The sequence below is a fragment of the Enterococcus spodopteracolus genome (assembly GCF_030441955.1).
GTDB lineage: Bacteria > Bacillota > Bacilli > Lactobacillales > Enterococcaceae > Enterococcus_B > Enterococcus_B spodopteracolus.
Map to the genome: position 1 here is coordinate 164,251 of NZ_JARJHD010000003.1, position 25,536 is coordinate 189,786.

Sequence of the window (25,536 nt, forward strand, 5' to 3'; positions counted from 1 at the left end):
CTCGTAGCATATTTTCTCTGTGTATTAGCGATTGATAGATGCTTGACCAATCATTTCTTCATGTTGTACTTGACCTGATTTACTTAATGAGAAATCAGCCACTTTGTCCGTATTCGTTAGAACAACTAAGACATCTGTTTGTTTACCTGCTTGTTCAACAGCACTGAGATCCATCTCTGCTAGTTGTTTAGTTGGCGAGACCTGATCGCCTTCTTTTACAAGAACATTGAAAGGTGCACCTTTTAATTCGACAGTATCAAGTCCCATGTGAACAAGAACTTCCATACCGGTTTCACTTAGAATACCGATTGCATGTTTTGTTTCAAATACACTAGTTACTTTACCATTTACTGGCGAATAGATTTTTTGATTGTCAGGAACGATCGCATAGCCTTCACCCATCATTTTTTGTGAGAAAACTGGATCATTCACATCTGTAATTACTTTGATTTGTCCATCTGCAACGGCGAATAACTCTTCATTGGCAGTGGCTACAGCAGTTGTTCCTGCGGTTTCAAAGTTTTGTGTAGGAATAGATACGCCTTCCGCAGTTTGTAAAACACTTACTTCTTCTGGATTGACTGGATCTAATTTGTTCAAAATCCCTTTACGTCTAAACACTACAGTTAAACCAAAGGGTACGATGATTGCGATGATCATTGCAATCGTGAATGGTAACCACGTTTGTGCTTGGATTGCTAAGATTCCTGGCAAACCACCAACACCAATCGCATTTGCTCGAACATCCATCAAGTTCGCAAACATTCCTGCTACACCAGAACCGATCATTGCAGCTACAAATGGATACACATATTTCAAGTTGATCCCAAACATTGCGGGTTCCGTTACCCCTAGATAACAAGAAATCATCGCTGGGATAGAAACTTGTTCTTCTTTTTTATTGCCACGATGCAAGAAGATGATTGCAAGTACGGCAGATCCTTGCGCAATATTTGACAATGCGATCATTGGCCATAAATTGGTTGAACCAAAGTCAGCAATCAACTGCATATCGATTGCATTTGTCATATGGTGTAATCCCGTAATAACCAGTGGGGCATACAAGAAACCAAATAACGCACTGAATAACCAACTGATCGATGAAGTCAATCCAGTATTCACGATTGATGAGATCCAGTTACCAATTGCCCAACCGACTGGACCTAAGACTACATTAGCCGCGATAACAGTTGGTAATAGTGAAAACAGTGGGACAAAAATCATTGAGATCGATTGTGGGATATACTTACGGAAGAAAATCTCTAAATAAGCAAGTAAGAATCCGGCAAGCATCGCTGGAATGACTTGCGCTTGGTAACCAATCATTTGTACTTGTGCAAAGCCAAAGTCCCAAAATGGGATATCTGCAGCGGCAGTTGAAGCGACACTATAGGCATTTAATAATTGCGGTGAAACCAAAGTAATCCCTAAAACAATTCCTAAAATCTGTGTCGTTCCCATTTTCTTTGCAATACTCCAAGTGATCCCTACAGGTAGGAAATGGAAAATCGCTTCCCCAGGTAGCCATAAGAATGAATTCACACCATTCCAGAATGTTGAACTTTCTGCAATCGTTCCACCTAAACTCTCGAACTGAATGCCTTCCAACACGTTACGGAACCCTAAAATCAATCCCCCAACAATGATTGCTGGAATCAATGGTGTGAAGATCTCAGCTAGAACTGCAATTGCTCGTTGCAAAGGATTAAGATTCTGTTTCGCAGCAGCTTTACTTTGTTCTTTTGAAACGCCTTCAACTCCTGATACCGCAACAAAGTCGTTATAAAATGTTGAGACATCATTCCCGATAATCACTTGGAATTGACCGGCATTGGTAAACATTCCTTTTACACTGTCAATCTCTTCGATCTCAGCTTCATTTGCTTTTGCAGGGTCATTTAAAACAAAGCGCATTCGTGTTGCACAATGGCTAACCGCAGCGATATTTTCTTTCCCGCCGACTCCTTTTAACAGCTTCTCGGCATCTGCTTGATATTTCCCCATAACATAAACCCCTTTCATTTTACTTGTTTATACAAGTTGCTTTGTACTCACACTATAATGTTTTTCTCAATAAATTGCAAGCGTTTTATGCTAAAAACATAAATAACTTGTAATCGTTATTATCCTTGCCCTAGAAACATCTTCCTTCTATCCAACTCCAGTTTGAAATCTCCATATAGCTATAGTATAGTTTATAAGCGAAGAACGAACGATTGCCCAAAGGAGAGGACCGATGAACAAATTCAATGAAATTTTTTTAGACTTAGAAAAGAAAATCTTAGACAAAGAATATCCTCCTCATACTTTACTACCCAGTGAAAATCAATTGATCAAAATTTATGGTGTTTCACGGGAAACAATTCGTAAAGCACTCAATCTATTGACAACAGAAGGATATATCCAAAAGAAACAAGGAAAAGGCTCAATCGTTTTAGACCGTAACCGCTTTGATTTTCCCATTGCTGGATTGACAAGCTATAAAGAACTTCAAGAAAACCAACATATCCCCAGTGAAACGATCGTGCAAACACTTGAAGAAACAGTAGTCGATAAAGAATTGCATAAAGTTACTGGTTGGCCGATCGATACACCTGTCTGGCATTTAGTCCGCCAAAGGAAAATCAATGGCGAAGTCGTCATTTTAGATCGAGACTATTTGTTAAAAGAAACCATTCCTACTTTGACTAGCGAGCAAGCAAGTAACTCGATTTATGAATATTTTGAGAATGAATTAGATCTCTCGATTGCCTATGCCCAAAAAGAAATCACCGTCGAACCGATCGACGATAGTATTTCAGAAGCAATGGACCTCCATGACGATCCTTATGTCGTAATTGTTCGTGGACTCGTCTATTTAGAGAATACCGAATGCTTCGAATACACTGAATCAATCCACCGCCTCGACAAATTCCGCTTCGTAGAATTTGCAAGGAGAAGAAGGTTGTGAAGGAAGCGGTTAACACTAAGGCAGAAGCCAAAAAAATCAAAAATGGCTGTTTCATTTTTGATTTTTTTGGCTTGTGACCGAAGTGTTGCTTCTTGAACACCGTTTATCTAGGTTGTAAGAAAAGCGTCCTGACCTGAACAGTAAGAATAGGAAATTTGAAATAGCTTCTCATATTTTCAAATTTTTTAGCTTAATGTTGAAGGTCAGCTTTTCGAACACTGTTTATCAGGTTGTGAGAAAGCCAAGTAGCTCGACGTAATTAGGCAGCAAGTAAGTCCTATTCTTTAAAATTCTGCTAAATCGCTTGGCTATCCCCCTCCCAAAAGCAGATTGTTTGCTTCTATTTCATATGCCAGTATGATTAGGAAACAAAGGGGGCATTATCAATGAGTAAACCAACCGAAACAAACGAAGAGAATTTAAAAGAAACGTTATCACCAATTTCTTACGCTGTTACACAAGAAAATGCAACGGAACGTCCTTTTACCGGCGAGTATGATGACTTTTATGAAAAAGGGATCTATGTCGATATTGTCAGTGGCGAACCGCTTTTCAGTTCTGCAGAGAAATATGATGCCGGCTGTGGCTGGCCAGCTTTTAGCCAACCCATCAGCAGAAAAGACATCAAAGAAAAAGCGGATTTTTCTCATGGGATGCACCGAGTCGAAGTAAGAAGTAATGAAGCCGACTCCCATCTTGGACATGTTTTTAATGATGGACCCGCAGATAAAGGTGGCTTACGCTATTGCATCAACTCTGCTGCCTTGAAGTTTATCCCTTATGAAGAAATGGATGCTGCTGGTTACAGTGAATATAAATCAATTGTCGAATAAGTCGAATGTGTTAAAGTCGCATCGCTCCGAAAAATAAGCCTGAACCTCCGAAAATTGTTCTAATTTCTGGAGGTTCAGGCTTATTTTTGAAGGTGCGATATAACTGCTCTCTCTATTTCTTTTTTATAGTCAAGATCCTTAATATGTGTGCCCGTGTAGATTGCCCACTTCTTCAAATCCAGCAGCCTTCCCCTTTTGATGAAAGATTTCTTGCTTGTTTTTTCGGACAATCAAGGTCATCTCTGTACTCGCTTTTTCACGGATGATCCGACTCATTTGACCTTGTTGTGGTGCCATCAACGCATGCCCTTCTTTTGCTAACACTTGCATTTCTAGTTCAATATCTTTTTGTTGTATTCGAATGATCAGATGGTTTTCTTCACGAAAAATCTCCGAGATTTTGGCGCCATCATAGGTGGACAAGCGATACTCTTCCTCGCCGACTTGAAAAACCGAAATGATTCCTAAAAAACGGAACCCTAAAAACGGGATCTCAGCTGCGGAAAAGAAGAAACGCGCATCTGAACTAGTAAACTGATTGCATTGGACCCATAAATAGGTTGCAGGAAATGAACTTCCCCAGTCCTTTTCTAAATATCCTATTCCATTCGTAAAATCGATGAGTTGACCGTTCCAACTCATCGATCCTTTTAATGAATGCTTCATGCTTAAAATTCCATGATAGCATTCCATAAAAGATAAATAAGAGAAAGGTCCCATGATACTTGGGGCATAGCGGCTCCTTTTTAACGGAGTAAACTCTCCATAAGAAATCTTTCCTTCAATCGTCAATGAGGGGCTACGTAAAGCGAGTGTGATTCCTTCCTCGCTAAATGTGTTCTCACCGATTTTCACAAACAAACGATCTTCGCTTGCCATAAAGACTTCACTATCAAAATGGAATACTTCCGAAGACTCATGATTGATCACTTGGATAAACGGGCACTTTTCTCCTTGTTCTCCAATGGAGTACCCCGGAATAAATGCGTAGACTTCATCGCCGATTTGATGCTTAAAATACCAACCTTCAAAGAACGGCGCTTTTTTCGTTTCACCATGATAAAACTTATCCGTTGTAATCAACTCGTCCACTCCCTTCAGATAGATTAAGTGTACCATGTTTTTTTATAGCTTCTAGCCGATACGCTTGAATCTAGGTCATGAACTAATGTAAACAGAAAAAACACATGATCCGTTTCTTGCTACTCGGATCATGTGTTTTTGATTTTATTCACCTAGATACAGATGTCCACAATTTTAGGACAAAAGATCTGGCCATTTTTTCAACGCCTGATTGACTGCGCCGATCGGAAAGCCGACAATACTATAGTAATCTCCAGAAATCGACTCTACGAAAGCCCCTGCGTAACTTTGAATGCCGTAGGCCCCAGCTTTATCGCGGTGATCGCCAGTTGCTAGATAGCGCTCGATCTCTTCATCGATCAATTCATAAAAAGTGACTGATGCATGGGAAAGAATGCATTCTTCTTGAGTCCCATCAGTTATTACAACGGCTGTGTAGACGTCGTGTGTCGTACCACTGAATTTGCGTAACATCCGTTTTGCCTCTTCATCATCTTCCGGTTTACCAAGGATTTCGTTTCCTAGAACTACGGTAGTATCACTAGCAATAACTAACGTTTCTTCGTTGTCCTTTTGCACAGCAGCCGCTTTTTCTGCTGCCATTCGTTGGACGTAGGCAATTGGGTCTTCATTTGGCTTAGGCGTTTCATCGATATCTGCCGGTTGGATTGAAAATACTGGCACTAATCTTCCGAGTAATTCTTTTCTTCTAGGCGACTGTGAAACCAATACTATTTTCATCAAAAACTTCCTTTCCGAAGCTCGCGGATCAATGCGGATCTTGGATTCGTTTAAACATTCGTTCCATGTCTGAATTCGTAAAGTGGATCAATACCGGACGACCATGAGGACAGTTGAACGGATTCTCACATTTTGCTAAGTCTTTTAATAAGACCCTCGCTTGTGCTTCGTTCAAGTAGTGATTCGCTTTGATCGAGCGTTTACAGCTCATCATGATTGCTGTGGCTTCTCTGAATTTCTTCACACTCACTTCACCAGTCGCCAACAACATATCGATCATCCCTTGAATAATCGATTCTTCTTCCCCGCTTGGGTACCATGTCGGATGCGCTCGAACGATAAAACTATTCTGACCAAATTCTTCCAGATAAATGCCTGCTTCTTCCAATAGTTCTTTCTTCTCTTTTAGCTTGATTGCATCACTATTGGGATAATCTAAAACAAAAGGGACAAGTAATTCTTGCAAATCATTTGAAACATCCCCGATTTTTTCACGGAAATACTCATATTTGATCCGCTCTTGTGCTGCATGTTGGTCAATGATGTATAAGCCTTCATTGCTTTGAGCAAATAGATAGGTCCCGTGCATTTGGCCAAAATATTCAAGATGCGGGAAACGTTGCGTTGGTACTTCCTGCTTCACTTTACTGATTGCTTTCTCCAAACTTCGGCTATCTTGACTCATGTCAAACTCGGGATGCAACTTGCTTTCTTCTTGCTCAAAACTGGGTTCTTCCTCGATGCTTTTCTCTTCTACTGATGCTGTTCGTTCTTCTTGTACTGAGTAGTTATCAACAGTGGATAAATGATTTTGCTGAAAGTTATCCACTGGTTTTTCTACAAAGTTATCAACACTTTCACCAGAGTTATCCACCGTTTTTTCCTCTTTTTCTGGATAATTCAACGTATCTTCAGAAAATGCAGAGGAGTTTTCAACATTTTCCACAGACTTATCAACAGGACAGGTTGATTTTTGTGGATTTTCTTCCACGTAAAATGTACCTGTCTGGCGATCAAAATTTAAACTTTGGGGTTTCTTTGGTGGTTCCTCAAACGCATAAGAAAGATCGATTTCGATTTGTTCCGTTTTAGGTTGATCGGCGATTTTTTTCTTGAAACGCAAATTGTCTGCTGCACTAGGAATCAGATTTTCTTGACTTAGTGCTTGTTGAATCGCTTGTGCAATCAATTCAGTCAATTCTTTTTCCTTCGATAGACGGACTTCTTGCTTCGTTGGATGGACATTCACATCGACAAGCAACGGATCCATTTTGACTTCTAAAACAGCGATTGGAAAACGACCAACCATCAGTTTAGAACCATAACCTGCCACGATTGCTTTGTTCAAGGAAAAGTTCTTGATAAAACGACCGTTGATGATCGTTGAAAGATAATTACGACTCGCACGAGTGACTTCTGGTAAAGAAATGTAACCAGAAACTTCAAAGTCTAGATCTTTTGCTTCAACCTTCAACATTTTTTTCGCTGTCGCCAAACCATAGATTCCGGCAATCGTTTGTTTCAACTCTCCGTTACCAGCTGTTGCTAACATCTTGTTGCCATCATGGATTAAACGAAAGGCGATGTCGGGATGGCTCAACGCTAGTCGATTGACGATATCGCCTATATTCGCCAATTCCGTTTGTAATGTCTTGACGTATTTTAACCGTGCAGGCGTGTTGAAAAACAAATTACTCACTGTGATTTTCGTTCCTTGTCTCAATGGAGCAGGCCGATGTGTCAACACTTCCCCACCTTTTAATTCAAGATAGGTCCCTTGTGTTTCATCTTGATTGGCTGTCTCGATCGTCAATTCAGAGACAGAAGCAATACTAGGAAGAGCTTCCCCGCGGAACCCTAATGTCCGAATGCGGAACAAGTCATCACGGTTATGGATTTTACTCGTCGCGTGACGTTTGAACGCATTTTCAACGTCTTCTGCTAAGATTCCTTCACCATTATCGATGATTTGGATTTTTCGTAAACCGGCTTCTTCTACGAGAATATCGATTTGAGAGCTATGGGCATCAATGGCATTTTCAACAAGTTCTTTCACCACAGAAGCAGGTCGTTCAACGACTTCTCCTGCGGCGATTTGATTGGCCAAGCGTTCGGATAATTCTTGGATCTTCGCCATCGATCAGCACCTTCTTCCTATAATTGTTTTTGCAGTTCGTACAATTTATTCAACGCATCCATTGGCGTCATTTCTAGTAGGTTCAACTGTTTCAATGCAGCAATGATTTGCGTTTCAGCTTCCGTTGCTTCACCAAATAAAGATAGTTGTTGACTCTCTTCATTGACCTGCTGGCTTGGTTGAGTTGTTTGGATCATTGGATAATCGCTTTTTTTCGTGACAGATGCTTCAAGTGCCGAGACATGGTGTGTCGTTTCTCCTGATTCTAAAAAGGCTAAGATCGCAGAGGCACGTGACAATAATTCATCTGGTAGACCCGCAATTTTAGCGACGTGGATCCCGTAGCTTTTATCTGCTGGACCATCCATCATCTTGTGTAAAAATACCACATCGCCATCTTTTTCAACTGCACCAACATGGACATTTTTCAATTGCGGCAATTCCGTATCAAGCACTGTCAACTCATGATAGTGCGTAGAAAACAATGTCTTGGCTTTAACGTGTTGATGGATATACTCAATAATAGCTTGTGCTAATGCCATACCATCGTAAGTGGCTGTTCCTCGACCGAGTTCATCAAATAAAATCAAACTATTCGGTGTCGCATGGCGCAACGCTTGGTTGGCTTCCATCATTTCTACCATAAAGGTACTTTGTCCTGCAATCAAATCATCACTTGCACCGATTCGAGTAAAGATCCGATCAAAAATCGGCAGCACTGCTTTTTGTGCCGGAACAAAACAACCCATCTGTGCCATCAATACCGTCAATGCTAACTGTCGCATATACGTACTTTTACCAGACATATTAGGACCAGTGATCAACAAGATCATTTCTTCTTCCGACATGATCACGCTATTTGGGATATATTCTTGATGCCCTAACACTTTTTCTACAACCGGATGACGACCTTCTTCGATCACCAATGTTTTTTTGTTCGTTAATTCTGGACGAACATATTGATAACGCTCACTGATCGTTGCAAAACTTTGTAAGACGTCTACAGTACTCAATGATTTTGCTAAGGTTTGCAATGGTTGGATTGCTTTTTTCACTTCTTCTCTAACAGCTAAAAAGAGTTGGTATTCTAGATCTACTGATTTTTCTTCCGCTTCTAGAATCTGTGTTTCTAATTCTTTTAATTCAGGTGTGATAAATCGTTCTGCATTAGCTAACGTTTGTTTACGTTCATATTTTTCCAGTTCAGCATTCATCAAATTCGCTTTCGTGATTTCAATATAATAACCAAACACTCGATTAAACCCAACTTTTAAATTTTTGATTCCTGTACTTTGACGTTCTCGTGCTTCCAATTCCGCTAACCACTGTTTGCCATTCCTCATCGCAGAACGATACGTATCTAGCTGTTCATTGAATCCATCTTTGATGACGTTTCCTTCAGTGATTTGTAAAGGTGCATCTTCTTGGATCGCTTGTTCGATCAGTTCCACTAATGAATCCATTGGTTGCATATCTGTTAATAACTCTGTCCATTGCCCTTGATCGATGCCTTCAATCAGCCCGCGAATCATCGGTACTTGTTGTAGCGATGTTTTTAACTGGATCAAATCTCGACCATTGACGTTACCAAATGCGACACGTCCAGCTAAACGTTCTAAATCATAGACTTTCGTCAACGCACTCTGTAAATCAAGACGTTCAAAATAACTATTGATCAGCGATGCCACCATTTCTTGCCGAGCATTGATTTGATGGGATTGGATCAGCGGACGATCAAGCCATTGTTTTAGCAAACGTCCCCCCATTGCTGTTTTGGTTTCATCTAATAACCACAGAAGCGTGCCATGTTTTTTTCCAGTACGGATCGACTGGCTTAATTCTAAATTGAATTTAGAATAATAATCCATCTTCAAGAAATGATCTGGTTGGTATTCGACCGCTTTTTGGATATGTGCCAAACTTCTTTTTTGCGTGACTGCTAAATAAGTAAGTAACTTTCCAGTCGCTTCCTTTTCTAATTCATCCGTCAACTCACTCGTTAGAAAATTGAATTCCGCATTTTCTTCTACACTTTCTTGTTTTGAAAAGACTAAGCCAAGTCTTGTACTTAGTTGCTCATATAACGTTTCACTGATCTCTGTACCTAGAATCAATTCTTTTGTTTGTAACGCAGAGGTTTCGTTCAAGACAGCTTCTTCGTCAAGTAAGCGGGCCGTTTTTAATTCGCCTGTACTTAAATCGGCATAAGCAAACCCAAAAGCGGAACCTTGATTGACTACCGCCGTCAGAAAGTTGTTGTCTTTGGCTGATAATCCTTTACTGTCCATCACTGTTCCAGGAGTCACTAATTGTACGACTTCTCGTTTGACCATGCCTTTAGTCGTCTTAGGATCTTCTACCTGTTCACAAATCGCTACTTTGTATCCTTTTTCGATCAAACTGTCGATATATCCTTGTGCAGAATGATGCGGTACCCCACACATCGGGATTGGATCATCCGCATTACGATTTCTACTAGTTAGTGTCAGTTCTAAGATTTGTGCTGCCTTGACAGCATCTTCATAAAATAATTCATAAAAATCTCCGAGACGATAGAACAAAAAAGCATCTTGGTATTGCGCCTTGATGCTTAGATATTGTTCCATCATTGGAGTGTTCTTAGTTTTTTGAGGCATTATGCTCCTCCTCTATATACTCATTGATTTCATTTTGGATCATTTGAGTCAAGTGTTGCAATAACTCATTTGCTTCCACCAGTTGACGGCGGTAAGCAATCACTAAAGGATAGCCGTCGATTGATTGTGTTAAGACTTCGATCCGTTTGATCGCTTCTTTTTCTGCTTCTTTTTGTCCATATTGCGCATATTGTACTGCATCTTTTTGCGCTTGCTTCAACGTTTCTGTTTGTTGATTCAAGTAACGACTATGTTTCACTTTATGTTCCAATTCTTGATAACGTGTGATCGTTTCATTCTTCTTTAAAAGAGTCGCCAATTGGTCGACTTCTAATTGGATCGTCGTTTTGTCCTGCACATTCCCTCTCGCTTTCTATTCTCTGTAAGGGCGGTCATCGTTGATTTGGATCAATTGGATATTTTTTGCCTGTCCCGTCTGGTCGTCGATGTCCAAGATACAACCACTTAAAAGACCTCGACCTTGTTCCACCACTTCAAAACGCTTTGGTAAAGCCGTTAAAAATTTTTCAATCACTGGTTCACGGCGCATCCCTAAAATCCCATCATATGGACCCGTCATACCGACATCCGTCAAATACGCCGTTCCTTGTGGCAAAATTCGCGCATCGTTTGTTTGAACGTGCGTGTGTGTACCGACTACAGCAGATACTTTTCCATCTAAAAACCAACCCATTGCTTGTTTTTCACTCGTCGTTTCTCCATGAAAATCAACAAAAATGATTGGTGTTCTTTTCCGAGCTTCTTCGACTAACTCGGTCATTTTACGAAATGGATCATCTAAATCAACCATAAATGAACGAGCTTGCATATTGATGACAGCCAGTTCCAAGTGATTGACTTTGACAAAAACGATTCCTTGCCCAGGGGTTCCTTCTGGGAAATTTGCTGGACGAACCATTTTTTTCGCATCATCGATAAATTCAAAAATATCACGATTGTCCCACGTATGATTCCCCATCGTCACGACATCTACGCCATCTTGCAGAAACTTCTTATAGATTTTCTCTGTGATCCCACGACCTGAAGCCGCATTCTCACCATTCACGATCGTCATTTGTGGACGATATTTTTTCTTCAAGCGAGGGAGATATTCTGTGATCATTTCTCTACCCATCGCACCTACTACATCACCAATAAACAATACCCGCACACGATTTCCTCTTCTCTTCTAACGTATCTTATATTATAAGTGTTTTAGTAAAGAAAGGAAAGAGGTTGTAAAAGAAGCTCTTTTCTAGAATATTAGGAAAGGTCATTTGGAACTAACTAGCAACAGCTTTTTATAACTTTATTCTCTAACTATGTAAATTGACCAAAATTTATTTTTTTATTTTTTTACTAAGTAAACAATACATAGTGCTAAACCTGTGAAGAGCATAAACCAAAACAGAAATTAAAAAACTAAAACAACGTGTACAACAATGTCCCCCATGATATCACCTCCAGAATAAGAAAACATTCACCATCTAAAGAAAACGTTTTCTAAAAAGTTCACTAATGATAAAATATATAAGAATATAATAACATACTATTAAGGAAGTAACACTATGTTTTTTAAAAAAGTTTATACAGATTGGTTTAGCAACAACTATTTTATCAGTTGGGGGGAAGTACTGGTACGCCTCTAGTATCAGCTATTGAAATTAATAAAAATTCAACTCCTTTAGAAACAAATATCCAACAAAAGCAAGACCCTTTAGCTTTCGATAAAAATACAACAAGGATGAGTAAATATGTATTTGAAACTCTGAAATCAAATGCAAGCAAGTCAATAGGAGATTTGGAAAGTATTCGTGTAGATTTTACAGATGCAACATTTTATGATGAAAATGGTATCGAACTAAATAAAGATATTATTATTGAAAATATTAGCAAAGAAATTGAAGAATCTAAAAATCCTATTATTGGTATTTCTACTTGGAGAGAAGGAGGAAGTTGGACTAGTGGTTCCGGCTATTCAAGTTGTAAAGGTACAGCAATTCATGGTTTCTACTCTGGTTTTGAGCTTGTTTTCACAGCTGACTATACCAATCTACAAGGAAATTATGACCAAATTGATAGAATTTACAACGTAAATTGGGCTGGACTTGGTAATTTTTCTCTTATTTCTCAAGGTATATTCCGAGCAAAAGAACAATCTGGATATTCTGCATACGGTGGCGTTAAAGGCGGTTGGAATTTAGGAAATGTATCTAAATCATTATATTTATACTTCAGAGTAGGAAATGATACAGCTTGGATTGATAGCAATATGTAAAAGAATTATTACATAATTTAATTAGAAAAGAATAGTCACTTTAGTAATTCCTGTATCCTAACAGAAGAAAGAAAATAAACACAGAGGACATCCAATCAGAAAATTCTGTTGCATGTCCTCTGTTTTGTTAAGCGGATTGTCGAAGTATTTATTTGACCTAAATCAACGCTAACTCTTTCAATGCCTTCCAAATACCATCTTGATCATTCGTATCTGTCACCATTTTTGCTTCCGCTTGGACTTCTGGTACGGCATTCCCCATTGCCACCCCAATACCAGACATACGAAGCATTTCGCGATCATTTTGTCCGTCACCAAAACTGATGACGTCTTCTGGCGCAATCCCTACTCGATTGGCTAGGTTCATGATCGTTACCGCTTTGGAACCATCGTGTGGCACCACATCGACACTATTTTCGTGCCAGCGCACAAAACGGATACGATCGTAAGCACTGAATTGTTGGTCATAAGAGTGATCAAAGAAAGCTAATGCTTGATACACATCCTGTTTTTCAACAAAGTATTCGTCCAATTCTGGTAAGTGTGCACCAAATGAATGCATCGCATCTTCCATCATATCGATACGATTAGATGAAAAGCGTTTGATTGAATCTAAACTAACAAATGCTGTATCGATAGCCTTTTCTTGTGCTTCTTGAATAAATTGGTGTAATTGTTCTTGATCCAGCAAATTTTTATAGACTTGTTCATGATCCAAAAATCCGGCTGCACCGTTACATAGAATATAATTGCTAAATGCTAGATCACGGATAACTTCTTGTGCGTGAAAGCGACTACGCCCTGTAGCAATCGTCACTAAATGTCCATCTTTACGCAGTTTTTCCAAGGCTTCCCTCGTACTGTCCAATGCCTGTTTGTTGGAATCTAACAACGTGCCGTCGATATCAAAAGCAATTAATTTGCGTGTCATTCTATCTCGCCTCTCTATAAATACTTACTTGCTTCTCTCGTTGCAAGCTTACTTAATTCTTTTGTCAATTGTTCTTTTACCCAAAGTGGATTTGTTTTGCTATAGTCCCGCAACGCCCAACCAATAGCCTTTTGAATAAAAAATTCCTTTGTTGAACGATCTGCATGAATCGCTCGTTCGAGTAGAGCGACATCTGTCTGTTCTTTAAACCCTAGTTGCAGGGTAATCGCAATTCGTCTTAACCAAAAGTCTTCTTGACCTTCAAATAATTTGAAAACCGCATCAACTTCTTGGTGAAGTTTTCCCCACGTGCTGTAGACTTTTTGCCAAGAATCGATACTGTCCCACCATTCCTTCTGTGAGACAAGCTCAAGTAACCATACTAAGTTATCAAAAGAAAGACGTTTGACGTTCTTTTGGACTAAATCGATCGCTAAATACTGATACTCACGTTCTTCCTGCATATAATAATCTTTTACTAATAAAAGTAAGTCTGAAATAGGTATCTTCTGGCTTTCTTTTAAAAGAGCCTTTTGTAGTAACACTCTTTCTGGCTTAGGAACTCCCGCAAATCGGAAATGATGCTTCATGTAAGCTTCCATCTGCTGAGCTTTTTCTTTATTATTTGGAAAAACAATTGTCTCCAAGGGATGGCCTCCTTCGATTTTTAAAGGAACGAACTAGTCAACATAGGATGATTTTGATTGATTCAACCATGCATAACCTAACCCAATGACTAAACCACCGCCAACGTAATTCCCAATCAACGCAAAGGATAGATTGTGGATCACATTACCAACAGTCATCGCATCCATCTGCCCACCTGAAACAAAATAAGCTAATGTAAATGCCGGGAAGTTGGCAATAACGTGTTCATAGCCTAAAAAAGCAAAAATGAAAATAATGAAAACAATCGCTAAGACTTTCCCTGCATCATCTTTCATTCGCATACTAATCAATACCGCTGTATTTACTACAATGTTGGCAAACATTGCTTCTACCAAAATAGTTGTTGTCGGTTTCGTCAATTTGACCGCAATCGACTCTAACATATAATTATCCATTGGCAGATCTTGGAATGGTGTTGTCAAGGAAATTAAAAAGCCAAATAATACCCCACCAATCAAGTTAAATAAAATACAAGTAAACAGAATTTTTGCAGCTAGACCTAATTTTAACCGCTTACGTTGGACCCCGACCGACATATAAAGCATATTTGAGGTACCAAGTTCAGCATTCATGTATAAAATCATGACTAACGACCAACTAAACATAAACGCATAAAGTATTTTTCCAAATCCATGAGCGATATGCTCACCTTTGATCGCAATCGAAAAAGCAACAGCAGTTCCAAGTGTCAAGAACAAACTGGCTAATAAAGCACGCACGGCATAACGGGCGTAACTATTTCCGATCAAATCAACTTTCTTTTCGATTGATGCCTCAATCTTTTCAAACAACGGTGATACTGGGTTCATCTCTTTTCTCCTTTAAGATTTGTTCAATTATTTTCATGCTTTTGGCATATACCCTCTTATTCTATAGACAGAACTGGGGTTTGTAAAGCTTTTTTGCTACTTATTCTCTTGACATTGATAGGTCATATCGCTTATACTGTAATTCGTGTAAAATAATGCAGCAGAAAAATAATAACTCGTCCCTAGTTTGTTGCCCCGCTTCGGGTTCAATTGCGTAACCGCGGCTGCAAAGGTGAAGATTGAAGAACAAACTATACGATTATGAATTTTTTAACGGATTATTTTACTCCAAAAAATATAGTTATCTATTGGAGGAAATTTTAATGTCTCGTTATACAGGACCATCATGGAAAATTTCTCGTCGCCTAGGTATTTCATTATCTGGCACAGGAAAAGAATTAGCACGTCGCCCTTACGCTCCAGGTCAACATGGACCAAACAGCCGTGGCAAACAATCAGAATACGGTATGCAATTAACTGAAAAACAAAAATTACGTCATATGTACGGTATGAACGAACGTCAATTCCGTAACTTGTTCGTTAAAGCAAGCAAAATCAAAGAAGGTAAACACGGGGTTAACTTCATGATCTTACTAGAACAACGTTTAGACAATGTTGTTTATCGTCTAGGTCTTGCAACTACTCGTCGTCAAGCACGTCAATTAGTTAACCATGGTCATATCATGGTTGATGGCAAACGTGTTGATATCCCTTCATACCACGTTGCAGTTGGTCAAGTGATTTCAGTTCGTGAAAAATCACAAAACATCTCAACTGTAAAAGAAGCAGTTGAAGCAACTGTTGGACGTCCAGCATTCGTAAGCTTTGATGCTGAAAAATTAGAAGGTTCATTGACTCGTTTACCAGAACGTGACGAATTGTACCCAGAAATCGACGAAGCACTTGTCGTTGAATACTACAACCAAAGCCTATAATTCAACAAACTTTGGTACAAAAAAGCCGGCTATCTTTTGGATAGCTGGTTTTTTTAGATTGTGAAAAAGATGGATAGATCTAAGTAATAAGAAATAATGTCCCCGTGTCTTTTCTTCGCTCGGACATACATAAAAAGATAGAACTCAAAAAAACATACGTATTGCGTTGAGTCGAGTGCTATCTTTTTATGTTGGCTTTAGCAGGTTCAGGTGCATCCATGACTCGAACAATAGCAAGAGAAATCAATTTGTATTCGCTACTTGGGTGATAAAACAGCGAAGTTTTTGATATTCTCAATTGTTCTCTGAAGATACAGCTTTTAACTGCCACTTCCCAATTGGTTTAGATGAGGAAAAGAACATGTCCTCTACAGTGTGATGCTTCAAAATTCATAAACTGTCTTGCATCATTGCTTTTTCAATGAAATGTTTCCTCTAAGCAAGCAACTGCTTAATTTCTTCCTTTATCAATGGTGGATAGACATATTAACTTCTCACTTTCACAGTTGTTGATTATTGGCACATTCATTCGTCAAACAGCTTTTTGTTACCCATGGCAAAACGATGAATGTTCACTGGCCTTTTCAAGCAACAAACCAGTTCATTGACTAGGTTGGGCACCTATCTGTAGAAAGATCATGAATGATCATCCTCATTTTTCTATGTGCTTAAATATAGTTGATTATGTTATATAAAAATTATATCACGTATCAAAACACTTGCTATTCATACTTTTTCTCACATTTGGAAATTTTTTTTGTACGCTTACTTCTTATGTGCTTTTTCAAAATATACCATAAAGAGACTTTACATTTATTTTCTCTTCCTCTATAATTTCGTTAACCATAAAAATAAAAAAGGTTAACATAAGGAGAACGGATGACAAAATCATTAAAAGAACTTATACTCGTTGCCGAATTTGCCGCAATCATTGCAATTCTTTCACAATTTGTTATTCCATTAGGATTGATTCCACTTACTGGTCAGACTTTTGCGATTGGCTTGACCGCCACTTTTCTTGGGAAACGTGCTGGTACTCTCGCAATTTGTCTGTACCTCTTATTAGGCTTGATCGGACTTCCCGTCTTTTCTGGCATGACTGGGGGAATGGGCATCTTATTTGGACCAACAGGTGGCTACCTTTTTGGTTTTATTCTTCAGTCTTTCGTCATTGGTTGGTGGATTGAGAAGACCAATTCTCGCTTTTTCCATGCTTGGTGTGCCAATCTATTCGGCTCTCTTCTTGCTTTAGCTGTAGGAACTCTTTGGTTATCGTTTAGTAGTCATTTGCCTGTTCAAACTGCTCTATTGAGTGGGTTCTTCCCCTTCTTGTTGCCAGAGTTGATCAAAAGTACTGGAGCGGCTTGTGCTGGCACTACTTTAAGAAAAAGATTACGATTCAACATTCAAAAATTAGTTTAAAAAATTAATAGGATAAAAAAGACAGACTTTAAAAATAAGCGATATCCGCCAAATAGAGCAACTACTTTTTGGCGAATATCGCTTATTCTCATAGCCAGACACTTCTATCATCATCTAGCTATACCATTTCATTTTTTCACTATCAGCTTATTATTCGTCGTATAGATGAAGGACAGAAAGAAAACAAAGGCTTGCAGTGGAAAGATCGCCATTCGCTCCGTCAACCCTAAAATATGCCATTCTTGTGCCATTCCAATTGGATTCAATGCGCCAAAGAAAGTGATCAATATGGCGGTTGCAATACATATTTTTCCTAACGTACGTAGTTTTTCTTGTTTAAGATAACCAAACCCAATAAGGAATAAAGAAGATATAGTAGTAAATACAACAAGGATCGTCACAACGATATGCATCATATTTTGGTAATTCATATCCACCTTATCGCCTGTCAATGGAAATAGTTTATAGCCTACCACTGTGGTGATTGCCATTGCAAGAAAGATCAGATAACCGATTCGAGTCATCCCATGATACTTTTCAAAGGCTTTCACGACCATTCCAATGACAAACAGTAAAAAGCCTATGCCATAGATAAGCAAGATCATATTCAATAAATTCGTATTTGGCGCACCAACGGCGGTTAAAGAACTGATGTCTGTCGTGATTGGATCATATGATCCCCAAAGGTATTGCCCAAGAAACACATGTACAAAATAAGCAACTGCACTAACCATTCCAAGAGGCATCAACCAATCGATCACTTTCATACGTTTCCCCCACTTATTTTTCTTTCAGCTATTTAAGCAACCATCCACCATCGATTGGAACGATTGCTCCATGGATATAACTCGCTTGAGGCGTCGCAAGAAATAACGTCAATTCTGCCACTTCTTCCGGCTGTGCCCAACGCTTAACAGGCGTTTCTTCTGCGACCCATTTGGCCATCTCTCCGTCACCTGCAAAATCAGCTGCATTCATCGGTGTTTGGATGGCACCTGGTGCGATGGCTTTTACACGTATCCCTTGCGCAGCATAATCAAGAGCTAACTGTTTCGTGAAGCCGATGATTGCGTGTTTGGCGCTCGTATACGCGATTCCACCACCGCCAGCCACCATACCTGCAATGGAAGCCATATTGATGATCGTTCCCGTTTGCTTTTCGAGCATATCAGGCAACACTTGTTTTGTTAATCGAAAGAGGCTTTTTACGTTGACCTCATAGATCCGATCCCAAAGTGTTTCGTCTGTTTCTAATAAAGGCTTGTAGCCATCAAGAATCCCTGCGGTATTCAATAAGATAGAAATAGCACCAGCTCTTTCATGACACGTAGTGACCGCTTGTTCAATCACTTCTTTTTGTGAAATATCACCGAGAAATGAGATAAAATGCGTAGGGTATTTTATGGCTAGTTCTTCCATCTTACCTAATTTCAGATCCACACCAAATACTTTCGCTCCTTGATTTAAAAAAGCTTCTGCTTGTGCAGCACCGATTCCTTGAGCGGCGCCTGTCACAAAGACGACTTGATTCGCTAAGTCCGGATAATGATTCGTCATTCAACGATCATCCAATCTTCTGCCAGAATATCGCAAACGGTTGGCGCAAAGCTAGAAAATCCTTCGTCGCTCGTTTTGATCAGAAAATAAGGCGTTACTGGACAACCATCAAATTCATCATCGGATACTAGAACAACATACAATTCAAATCCACTCCAACCTTTTCTAATAACCTTTGCACCTGTTTTTAACTGTGGCAATACTTCTTCAAATGTCATGATTTTTTCTCTCTTTCTTTATTTGGATTTCTTTGATTTTATCAAATAAACGGATATAATCCGAGAGTTCAAGTTCATCTGTGACGATGAAATAGTCTAGATCCGCCCAAGGTTTGCGATGGATCTTGCTTGTAGATAGTAGTAGATCGACCTCTCTTCCTCGATAATCCGCTGGTAAAAAGTACAACTGATACTCCTCTCTGAAAAAGTGCCTTAGGTTATCTTTTAGTAATTCTTCTTCAAAAAGAGGAAAGTCCGTCATCAGTAAAATAGTGACTTTTGGTAATTGTCGATCAAAAACACGCATCGTTTTTAACACGGTTAGATACCTTCGCATCAAGAATGTCGCATTCTCATAGACCCACTCGTCTGCACGTTGTGTCGCTCGATTGAAAAAATCCAACAACCATTGTTTCAATGACTCATTTTCACTAATGAAGTGTCTAGAAAAATTGCTACCTTCCCCATCAACCATTTCCTTCGCATGAGGAAACAAGTACGCGAACAGGTGACTACTAAGCAAATAGTTCTCTGCTTCTTTGGTGAATGATTCCTCTGCCAACTGCTTTTCTTCACAGTATGCTGCTAACGCATTCTTCATTTCTAATAGAGCTATAAAAGGCGCTGTTTGTTGTTTTCGGTGAAAAGCAAAAATCTGCTGACGGATGCCTGACGATTGATAATATTCTTCTCTGGTCATCAGCACTAAAAATAGTGCACCTAATTCTTCTTTTCCTTGGAAATAGTTTGGAAAAAAAGGCGCCATCCACTGACTAAATGCTTCAAAGAGTGGATTTTTTTCAATCAACTGTCGTTTTTTATTATTTAAAACCACAAAATGTTTTTGGGATTTACGTAAGAAAAATGCACCTAGCATATACTCTAATCGCCGTTTCTTGATCTCATTCAACCGAATATCAAAAAACTTTAAAATCTGGTCAGCAATTTGTTTGACGTCCTGTTGTGGAATAGTTTCGAAAGGCCAAACTTTGCCACGAAATAACTGCCAAAAAGTCATATGTAGGTATAATCGAATAATTTCTTCTTCTCCACACGCAATATAGCTTCCTCTTTTGAGTTGGATACCATACCTCGAAAATTGTTCTTTCCAATCATTGATTTTCCGATGAGCAGTTGACTCACTGATATAATGCTTTTGTGAGAATTGATAGAGCGTATGAAATTCTTCAAAAAAAATGTCGTGCAATAGCTGGTATTTAAGCGTACTTTGCACGAGGTAAATCAAAAAGCGTTCACGTTCAATAGGATCCAGAAAATCATAAAAATGATAACCCGATCGATGATTCTTCGTAAATAAAGATTGCTCTTTTCCACTGAATAATTGATAATTTTTGATCAATTCAACTAAATATCTGGTTACACTTCTTGCGTCTAGTTGAACCTTTTGTGCAAGTTGTGCCGCTGTGTGCCCGACCTGATCCTCAAAGCTTTCGAGTAAGAGCACTTTGTAATATAAGTCTTTGTCAAAACGTTTTAAGTACTCAGAAGACAAATACAACGACTTCACCCCTTATCGACTATTTTCCTCATTGTAGCATATAATCCTTATTGAAACACCAAAACAGGCAAGCTAATGAGGCATTCAATTAAAGTAATTCCCTTCTTTTTGTAGACGATTCACTCACAGTACATAGTGCGATTATTCGTTCCATTTCAGTTTCATTTTTTCTGAAATTTTCAAAAAATGTTTGTTGATAGCGACAATATTTGATAAAATCCACTATTTATTTTTGATATATTTATAGTTAGGGTTGGTGTTTTGTGTCATAGGGTTTTATCAATGTGTCGACTGTTGCTCGGATTTCTTTCTATAAAGAAGTCGTTTTTTATTTTGCACTTATCACGACAACAGAAGCACACCTCTTACGGAACACTTCACCCGCTGTGTTGTTGTTTCTTTTTTATATTTCAATAAAATTATGGAGGGTATTATGGATTATTCACTTATGACCCGTCTAGCGGCGGAACTACTTGGTACAGCATTATTGATTGTTTTAGGTAATGGTGCTGTCGCAAATGTAGATTTAAAAGGAACAAAAGGATATGGCAGTGACTGGATGCTGATTGCTGTTGGTTATGGTTTTGGCGTTATGATGCCAGCAATGATTTTTGGTGGCATTAGCGGAAATCATATCAATCCGGCATTTACGATCGCCTTAGCCTCGAATGGTTTATTCCCTTGGGCAGAAGTCGTACCTTATATCGTTGCACAATTACTTGGAGCAGCTCTAGGACAATTGATCGTGGTCGCTTGTTATAAACCTTACTATGATCAAACTGAAGATGTAAACCATGTCTTAGGAACTTTCTCAACGATCAACAGTGTTGGTTCTAAGTTCAATGGTTTCGTCAACGAATTCTTCGGTTCATTCGTTTTATTCTTTGGCGCATTAGGTATCACAAAAGCACCTTTCTTCCAAGATAACTTAGGAACAGCTCACTTAGCTCTTGGTTTCTTAGTTTGGACATTGGTCGCTTCACTAGGAGGCCCTACAGGTCCTGGATTGAACCCAGCACGTGACTTTGCACCTCGTTTGGTCCATGCACTTTTACCATTGAAGCACAAAGGTTCTTCACAATGGGATTACGCTTGGGTTCCAGTCGTTGCACCAATTTGTGCCGGTGTTGTAGCAGTATTTGTCTACAAAGCATTATTTATGGCATAAAATTAATGAGTACTATAAAAACGGGAATCTTTGGAAGCAATTCCTTAGATTTCCGTTTTTATTGATTTCAAAGCTAAAATCATCCTCTGATTGGCTTAATATCCTTTGAATCATCTTTATGCCAATTTCTATATTTATCGGATATCTTTCAATACTTGTTTTTAATCAAGTACAGGTAGCACCTTATCCAATCGGCATCACTCATACTTTACTTTTTGGCTTGGTACTCTTCGTGATTGGCGTGATAAGTTTTATCATTATCAAAAATAAGAATAAAATCTCGGGTAGATAAATCAATACAAAAGCACCTCATTCCTTTTTGAATAAGGTGCTTTTTGATTTGACTTTTAAAACATATTTGAATACAAAAAACCGAAGTGTATAACCGTTCACTTCGGAGCAGATTCTACTATAGATATATATTTTTTCTATGTCCTACTTCTAATGTTAAAACAATCAACTTTTCATCATCAATCTTTGCAATGACGCGATAATTTCCTATTCTGTAGCGCCATTTAACTGTGTAGTTCCCCACAAGTGGCTTACCTGAATATCCAGGATTTTTTGTGCCTTCGTTCTGTTTATGTAACCATCTTAAAATAGTTGTTGCTTCGAATTTGTCTAGTTTTCTTATTTGTCTATCGAAGGTAGGCGTTGTTCTTACAAGTAGCTCATTTTTTTACACCTATCTCATACTCCTCTAAAAGAACAGATAAATCATTTGATTTTTTATCTTTCAAATACTCTTCATAGGCTAAATCTCCTATCTTTGCATCATACGCATCTTCTAAAACATTTAATATTGTTGTTTTAAGTAATGCAGAGAGACTTTTTCCTTCAAATTTAGCCATTTCATCCAAAAATTTTTTCTCATCTTCTGTCACACGAACTGTAATTGTTACCATAATATCCCCTTAAATAAGGGTAGGATAGGGTCGTAGTTTGTAAATCAAAGAGAGAATTGAATCATTATGGACACAAATAAGACAAATGAACGATTAAGTATCAATTTAGACAAGTGAATTGAAAAAAGAAATTGCTAGCTTATTATCTGATGTAGCATTAGATTACATGATCGATGAAGTTGCCGAGTAGGATTGACGGAATAAAGTAGCGGAGATCAAAAATGAATGGGGATGATTGATGAAGTAAAACCAAAAAATACATAAAAGACCACCAAGTGTCATCTAAATCGATACTTGGTGGTCTTCAAATTTTCAGTAAGCAATCACTGTTACTGCTTGTTCAAACTCTTTTTTTAAATGTTGTAACTGGTATTCTTTAAATTCTGGACGATGTGTTCGTAATAATACGCGTAATTTCATTGGATTGTAGCGATCAATCAATTGATATTCATCGATAAAATCTCGTGTTAATTGCCATTCGTAATAATAGCCAAATGGTCGACAACTATAGGTCGTCCCTTGGAGTACTTTATCCTCAAACCGTCGATGCGTATGCCCAAAGACGACTTGTTGAAGATTATCGTATTGATCGAGTAGTTTTCCAAATGAAGCTGAACCTAAGAACGCATTGAGTTGGTTCCAACGTTCATAAGGCGCGTTTTGGTAAACAATGAATTCTTGTTTTGGAACAAAATGTGTTGATAAAATCACGTTCAATTTCTTTTTGTGTAGAGTATCCAATAATGATCGTGTTGCTTCCAATACTCGATCATTCACTTCTAGATCCGTTCCATCTCGCTCAATCAAGCGGTCATACCAGTACAAACGCTTCATCCGCACGATTTTCCTCACGTCTTTTTCTTCTGAGAATTGGTAATCATACCAACCATTGATGCCTAATAACACAGTTTTCTCATTTAATGGAATATAGCGCTCATTCAAAAAATGGACGTCTGGAAAATGACTGATCATTGCTTCGCCAGTAACATCAGCTAACTCATGATTGCCAAAATGGAAAGTCGTTGGTAGCCGCTCAGCAAAAAAGCCAACAACTGCGACACAGCGATCGACTTTATTGGCGGTATCCCCAGCCAGATGAAGTCGAGTAATCTTTTTTTGTTGTAAGACTTCCCATAAGAGCATTAATTCAGCTTCGCCAAATTGATTGATGTCCACATGTAAGTCACTAATGATTGCTAAATTTCCCATTCTTTTTCCTTCTAAATCTTAGATAGTTGATGTGACGATTTGGAGGTTATTTTTGATGATTCCCCCTGGTCCTTTCAGTTGCAGACTCTTGTAAGTTGGTTCTACTGCTAACGTTGTCGGGTTATCCAAATAAACAAGTGCGCTTTTCTTGATTTTGATTGGTCCCATTTGGGTATCGACTACTTCAGAATATAAGCTTAGATCTGCCGATGTTTCTTTTTCTACAATAATCAGACGAAAAGAAGTATCGATTTGGCAAGTGATCCGGCTATTCGCAAATGGTCCATCTCCGTCTTCAACATCTAGCAATAATTGTTCATTGTCATTCACTTTTCCACGAAGCAGTTCTTCCGCTTCTTTTGATACGATAAATTCCATCTTAATCACCTCAATTTTAGCTTAATGATTTTTGTACGAAGTTGCAACTAACTTGTTTTTGGGTGACCTTCCAACCAAGCTTTTTTGGTAATTCCTTTAAGAACGATTGAAATGATTTCTCCTTTTTCTCGTTTTGCATCAGGAATCATAGCTTCTTCTCTCATTCCTAACTTGTCCATCACTCGTCCCGATTTACTATTTTTTGTATTATGATAAGCAAAGATCCTTACGAGATCCATTTTTTCAAAGCCCAATTTCAGAAGCGCTTTTCCAGCTTCCGGCATGATTCCTTGTCCCCAATACTTTTTATTTAAAGCGTAACCTAATTCAGCCGTATCATATCCTTCTTGTATCCGCAAATCAATCGTACCAATCATCTTGCGGTTTTCTTTCCATTCAATAGCATATTTTCCAAGCGGTGATGCCATAAAAAAATTCGCAACACTGATTTTTGTATCTTCGATCGACTGATGTCGAGGGAAAACAAAGCGGGTCGTTTCTACATCATGGGCATATTCAAATATGTCTTCTACGTCTTCCAATGTGATTGGCCTTAAAATCAGACGTTCCGTTTCTATGACACGATTTTCTGCAAACACTAAGTTTCGATTGATCAATAATTCCATGTGCCTCCCCTACCTTTTCCTTTAGTTTAAATTACTGTATCGAAATTCACGGAAAGAAGCAAGACAAAACTTAATATCTCCTTAAAATAACAGATCAACTATAGAAAAACGAAAAAACTTAAATAATCACTGAAAAAGAATAATTTTTTGTTCACGATTTAGTAACAAATTTTAGCTATTGTTATCTTAACAACTAAACAAGCGCTGGAGGTCTTACTTATGACAGAGTATATAAAAAGCATTTACTTTATTGAAGAAACACAGAACATCGAAGGATCTTATATTGAAGTTAAAACATTATTTGTTGATGAAGACAAAGAAAAAGCATTATCGATCTATCACAAATTAGCAAAGAAAAAACCAAACTACTTCGGATTGATCTTAAGTGAGTACAAAATCAAAGCGGAAGATAGTTATTTTTATCAACTTTTGAAACGTTGGTCAAAACTACCAGCTGACTTTTATCGTCAAGTCAAAATCGTCAATTATCAAACATTAGCCGAAACACACGCTTGATTCTATACTTTAAGCT

Annotated in this window: 25 protein-coding genes and 1 pseudogene; 7 read left to right on the plus strand and 19 right to left on the minus strand. The window is 38.5% G+C overall.

The annotated features are described in order from the left end of the window. Positions 1 to 24 precede the first annotated feature (24 nt). Positions 25 to 2,004: a PTS system trehalose-specific EIIBC component gene (treP, locus tag P3R27_RS05815; protein WP_301355194.1), complete on the minus strand. Its 1,980-nt coding sequence runs from the start codon at positions 2,002 to 2,004 to the stop codon at positions 25 to 27. A 232-nt stretch (positions 2,005 to 2,236) separates the two neighbouring features. On the opposite strand from treP, the gene treR reads away from it, so the two are divergent. After that, positions 2,237 to 2,950, plus strand: a complete 714-nt coding sequence (gene treR, locus P3R27_RS05820) for a trehalose operon repressor (RefSeq protein ID WP_034689245.1) — start codon at positions 2,237 to 2,239, stop codon at positions 2,948 to 2,950. Between the two features lie 386 nt (positions 2,951 to 3,336). Beyond that, positions 3,337 to 3,783: a peptide-methionine (R)-S-oxide reductase MsrB gene (gene msrB, locus P3R27_RS05825; RefSeq protein WP_034689349.1), complete on the plus strand. Its 447-nt coding sequence runs from the start codon at positions 3,337 to 3,339 to the stop codon at positions 3,781 to 3,783. A gap of 138 nt (positions 3,784 to 3,921) precedes the next feature. Here the strand turns inward: msrB and P3R27_RS05830 are convergent, their stop codons facing one another. From P3R27_RS05830 to P3R27_RS05855, 6 genes are all read right to left on the minus strand, one after another. Next, positions 3,922 to 4,866 carry a tocopherol cyclase family protein gene (locus tag P3R27_RS05830; RefSeq protein WP_126133814.1) on the minus strand — a complete coding sequence of 315 codons (945 nt, stop codon included), beginning with the start codon at positions 4,864 to 4,866 and terminating at the stop codon, positions 3,922 to 3,924. Positions 4,867 to 5,040: 174 nt separating this feature from the next. After that, complete coding sequence (locus tag P3R27_RS05835) at positions 5,041 to 5,607, minus strand: Maf family protein (protein WP_034689351.1); 567 nt, start codon at positions 5,605 to 5,607, stop codon at positions 5,041 to 5,043. A 28-nt stretch (positions 5,608 to 5,635) separates the two neighbouring features. Beyond that, positions 5,636 to 7,744, minus strand: a complete 2,109-nt coding sequence (gene mutL / locus P3R27_RS05840) for a DNA mismatch repair endonuclease MutL (protein ID WP_126133813.1) — start codon at positions 7,742 to 7,744, stop codon at positions 5,636 to 5,638. Positions 7,745 to 7,761: 17 nt separating this feature from the next. Next, complete coding sequence (mutS, locus tag P3R27_RS05845; protein WP_034689354.1) at positions 7,762 to 10,380, minus strand: DNA mismatch repair protein MutS; 2,619 nt, start codon at positions 10,378 to 10,380, stop codon at positions 7,762 to 7,764. After that, complete coding sequence (locus P3R27_RS05850) at positions 10,364 to 10,738, minus strand: YlbF family regulator (RefSeq protein WP_034689355.1); 375 nt, start codon at positions 10,736 to 10,738, stop codon at positions 10,364 to 10,366. Before P3R27_RS05850 ends, mutS begins: the two co-directional genes overlap by 17 nt. 15 nt (positions 10,739 to 10,753) lie before the next feature. Then, on the minus strand, positions 10,754 to 11,551 hold the full coding sequence (locus P3R27_RS05855; protein WP_034689357.1) for a TIGR00282 family metallophosphoesterase: 798 nt from the start codon (positions 11,549 to 11,551) through the stop codon (positions 10,754 to 10,756). 450 nt (positions 11,552 to 12,001) lie between these two features. On the opposite strand from P3R27_RS05855, the gene P3R27_RS05860 reads away from it, so the two are divergent. Further along, entirely contained in the window at positions 12,002 to 12,658 is a 657-nt protein-coding gene (locus P3R27_RS05860) for a hypothetical protein (protein WP_126133812.1), read from the plus strand. A gap of 157 nt (positions 12,659 to 12,815) precedes the next feature. Here P3R27_RS05860 and P3R27_RS05865 read toward each other — a convergent pair whose 3' ends face one another. From P3R27_RS05865 to P3R27_RS05875, 3 genes are read right to left on the minus strand one after another with little or no spacing between them, the layout of a single operon-like run. Continuing rightward, entirely contained in the window at positions 12,816 to 13,589 is a 774-nt protein-coding gene (locus P3R27_RS05865) for an HAD family hydrolase (RefSeq protein ID WP_034689358.1), read from the minus strand. 14 nt (positions 13,590 to 13,603) lie between these two features. Next, positions 13,604 to 14,236 carry a DNA alkylation repair protein gene (locus P3R27_RS05870; protein ID WP_034689361.1) on the minus strand — a complete coding sequence of 211 codons (633 nt, stop codon included), beginning with the start codon at positions 14,234 to 14,236 and terminating at the stop codon, positions 13,604 to 13,606. 33 nt (positions 14,237 to 14,269) lie between these two features. Then, positions 14,270 to 15,067 carry a formate/nitrite transporter family protein gene (locus P3R27_RS05875; protein WP_010734405.1) on the minus strand — a complete coding sequence of 266 codons (798 nt, stop codon included), beginning with the start codon at positions 15,065 to 15,067 and terminating at the stop codon, positions 14,270 to 14,272. Positions 15,068 to 15,390: 323 nt separating this feature from the next. Here P3R27_RS05875 and rpsD point away from each other — a divergent pair, with 323 nt between their 5' ends. Beyond that, positions 15,391 to 16,002 (plus strand): 30S ribosomal protein S4, encoded by a 612-nt coding sequence (rpsD, locus tag P3R27_RS05880; protein ID WP_010734406.1) that lies wholly within the window; start codon positions 15,391 to 15,393, stop codon positions 16,000 to 16,002. 879 nt (positions 16,003 to 16,881) lie between these two features. Further along, positions 16,882 to 17,424: a biotin transporter BioY gene (locus tag P3R27_RS05885; protein WP_034689363.1), complete on the plus strand. Its 543-nt coding sequence runs from the start codon at positions 16,882 to 16,884 to the stop codon at positions 17,422 to 17,424. A 128-nt stretch (positions 17,425 to 17,552) separates the two neighbouring features. Here the strand turns inward: P3R27_RS05885 and P3R27_RS05890 are convergent, their stop codons facing one another. The 4 genes from P3R27_RS05890 to P3R27_RS05905 are packed head-to-tail and all read right to left on the minus strand — an operon-like array spanning position 17,553 to position 20,718. Further along, positions 17,553 to 18,191 (minus strand): DUF998 domain-containing protein, encoded by a 639-nt coding sequence (locus P3R27_RS05890; RefSeq protein WP_034689365.1) that lies wholly within the window; start codon positions 18,189 to 18,191, stop codon positions 17,553 to 17,555. Positions 18,192 to 18,219: 28 nt separating this feature from the next. Beyond that, positions 18,220 to 18,981 carry a 3-oxoacyl-ACP reductase gene (locus P3R27_RS05895; protein WP_034689367.1) on the minus strand — a complete coding sequence of 254 codons (762 nt, stop codon included), beginning with the start codon at positions 18,979 to 18,981 and terminating at the stop codon, positions 18,220 to 18,222. After that, positions 18,978 to 19,199 carry a DUF2829 domain-containing protein gene (locus tag P3R27_RS05900; RefSeq protein ID WP_010734410.1) on the minus strand — a complete coding sequence of 74 codons (222 nt, stop codon included), beginning with the start codon at positions 19,197 to 19,199 and terminating at the stop codon, positions 18,978 to 18,980. The genes P3R27_RS05895 and P3R27_RS05900 overlap by 4 nt, the downstream gene beginning before the upstream one ends. After that, positions 19,189 to 20,718, minus strand: coding sequence for a helix-turn-helix domain-containing protein (locus P3R27_RS05905; RefSeq protein ID WP_034689369.1), 1,530 nt, complete (start codon positions 20,716 to 20,718; stop codon positions 19,189 to 19,191). Before P3R27_RS05905 ends, P3R27_RS05900 begins: the two co-directional genes overlap by 11 nt. A 433-nt stretch (positions 20,719 to 21,151) precedes the next feature. Between P3R27_RS05905 and P3R27_RS05910 the strand changes: the two genes are divergently transcribed. Continuing rightward, on the plus strand, positions 21,152 to 21,886 hold the full coding sequence (locus P3R27_RS05910) for an MIP/aquaporin family protein (protein ID WP_019723412.1): 735 nt from the start codon (positions 21,152 to 21,154) through the stop codon (positions 21,884 to 21,886). Between the two features lie 409 nt (positions 21,887 to 22,295). On the opposite strand, the pseudogene P3R27_RS05915 reads toward P3R27_RS05910, so the two are convergent. The 5 genes and pseudogenes from P3R27_RS05915 to P3R27_RS05935 all read right to left on the minus strand — a co-directional run. After that, positions 22,296 to 22,538: pseudogene (locus P3R27_RS05915) on the minus strand (type II toxin-antitoxin system RelE family toxin); the annotation flags it as partial. 19 nt (positions 22,539 to 22,557) lie between these two features. Beyond that, entirely contained in the window at positions 22,558 to 22,791 is a 234-nt protein-coding gene (relB, locus tag P3R27_RS05920; protein WP_034689371.1) for a type II toxin-antitoxin system RelB family antitoxin, read from the minus strand. Between the two features lie 312 nt (positions 22,792 to 23,103). Further along, positions 23,104 to 24,000 (minus strand): metallophosphoesterase, encoded by an 897-nt coding sequence (locus tag P3R27_RS05925; RefSeq protein WP_034689372.1) that lies wholly within the window; start codon positions 23,998 to 24,000, stop codon positions 23,104 to 23,106. A gap of 18 nt (positions 24,001 to 24,018) precedes the next feature. After that, entirely contained in the window at positions 24,019 to 24,378 is a 360-nt protein-coding gene (locus P3R27_RS05930) for an iron-sulfur cluster biosynthesis family protein (RefSeq protein ID WP_010734414.1), read from the minus strand. A 47-nt stretch (positions 24,379 to 24,425) separates the two neighbouring features. Next, positions 24,426 to 25,004 carry a GNAT family N-acetyltransferase gene (locus P3R27_RS05935; protein ID WP_301355217.1) on the minus strand — a complete coding sequence of 193 codons (579 nt, stop codon included), beginning with the start codon at positions 25,002 to 25,004 and terminating at the stop codon, positions 24,426 to 24,428. Between the two features lie 219 nt (positions 25,005 to 25,223). Here P3R27_RS05935 and P3R27_RS05940 point away from each other — a divergent pair, with 219 nt between their 5' ends. Further along, positions 25,224 to 25,520 (plus strand): hypothetical protein, encoded by a 297-nt coding sequence (locus P3R27_RS05940; RefSeq protein ID WP_034689375.1) that lies wholly within the window; start codon positions 25,224 to 25,226, stop codon positions 25,518 to 25,520. The last annotated feature ends 16 nt before the right edge of the window (positions 25,521 to 25,536 follow it).

What these genes read in the sequence shown, in the direction of transcription:
- P3R27_RS05835 (WP_034689351.1), bottom strand. Translation starts at nt 5,607, where the DNA reads ATGAAAATAGTATTGGTTTCACAGTCGCCTAGAAGAAAAGAATTACTC.
- P3R27_RS05895 (WP_034689367.1), bottom strand. Translation starts at nt 18,981, where the DNA reads ATGACGAATCATTATCCGGACTTAGCGAATCAAGTCGTCTTTGTGACA.
- P3R27_RS05875 (WP_010734405.1), bottom strand. Translation starts at nt 15,067, where the DNA reads ATGAACCCAGTATCACCGTTGTTTGAAAAGATTGAGGCATCAATCGAA.
- relB (WP_034689371.1), bottom strand. Translation starts at nt 22,791, where the DNA reads ATGGTAACAATTACAGTTCGTGTGACAGAAGATGAGAAAAAATTTTTG.
- treR (WP_034689245.1), top strand. Translation starts at nt 2,237, where the DNA reads ATGAACAAATTCAATGAAATTTTTTTAGACTTAGAAAAGAAAATCTTA.
- P3R27_RS05925 (WP_034689372.1), bottom strand. Translation starts at nt 24,000, where the DNA reads ATGGGAAATTTAGCAATCATTAGTGACTTACATGTGGACATCAATCAA.
- P3R27_RS05910 (WP_019723412.1), top strand. Translation starts at nt 21,152, where the DNA reads ATGGATTATTCACTTATGACCCGTCTAGCGGCGGAACTACTTGGTACA.
- P3R27_RS05930 (WP_010734414.1), bottom strand. Translation starts at nt 24,378, where the DNA reads ATGGAATTTATCGTATCAAAAGAAGCGGAAGAACTGCTTCGTGGAAAA.
- mutL (WP_126133813.1), bottom strand. Translation starts at nt 7,744, where the DNA reads ATGGCGAAGATCCAAGAATTATCCGAACGCTTGGCCAATCAAATCGCC.
- treP (WP_301355194.1), bottom strand. Translation starts at nt 2,004, where the DNA reads ATGGGGAAATATCAAGCAGATGCCGAGAAGCTGTTAAAAGGAGTCGGC.
- P3R27_RS05940 (WP_034689375.1), top strand. Translation starts at nt 25,224, where the DNA reads ATGACAGAGTATATAAAAAGCATTTACTTTATTGAAGAAACACAGAAC.
- P3R27_RS05935 (WP_301355217.1), bottom strand. Translation starts at nt 25,004, where the DNA reads ATGGAATTATTGATCAATCGAAACTTAGTGTTTGCAGAAAATCGTGTC.
- P3R27_RS05900 (WP_010734410.1), bottom strand. Translation starts at nt 19,199, where the DNA reads ATGACATTTGAAGAAGTATTGCCACAGTTAAAAACAGGTGCAAAGGTT.
- P3R27_RS05885 (WP_034689363.1), top strand. Translation starts at nt 16,882, where the DNA reads ATGACAAAATCATTAAAAGAACTTATACTCGTTGCCGAATTTGCCGCA.
- rpsD (WP_010734406.1), top strand. Translation starts at nt 15,391, where the DNA reads ATGTCTCGTTATACAGGACCATCATGGAAAATTTCTCGTCGCCTAGGT.
- P3R27_RS05890 (WP_034689365.1), bottom strand. Translation starts at nt 18,191, where the DNA reads ATGAAAGTGATCGATTGGTTGATGCCTCTTGGAATGGTTAGTGCAGTT.
- P3R27_RS05865 (WP_034689358.1), bottom strand. Translation starts at nt 13,589, where the DNA reads ATGACACGCAAATTAATTGCTTTTGATATCGACGGCACGTTGTTAGAT.
- mutS (WP_034689354.1), bottom strand. Translation starts at nt 10,380, where the DNA reads ATGCCTCAAAAAACTAAGAACACTCCAATGATGGAACAATATCTAAGC.
- msrB (WP_034689349.1), top strand. Translation starts at nt 3,337, where the DNA reads ATGAGTAAACCAACCGAAACAAACGAAGAGAATTTAAAAGAAACGTTA.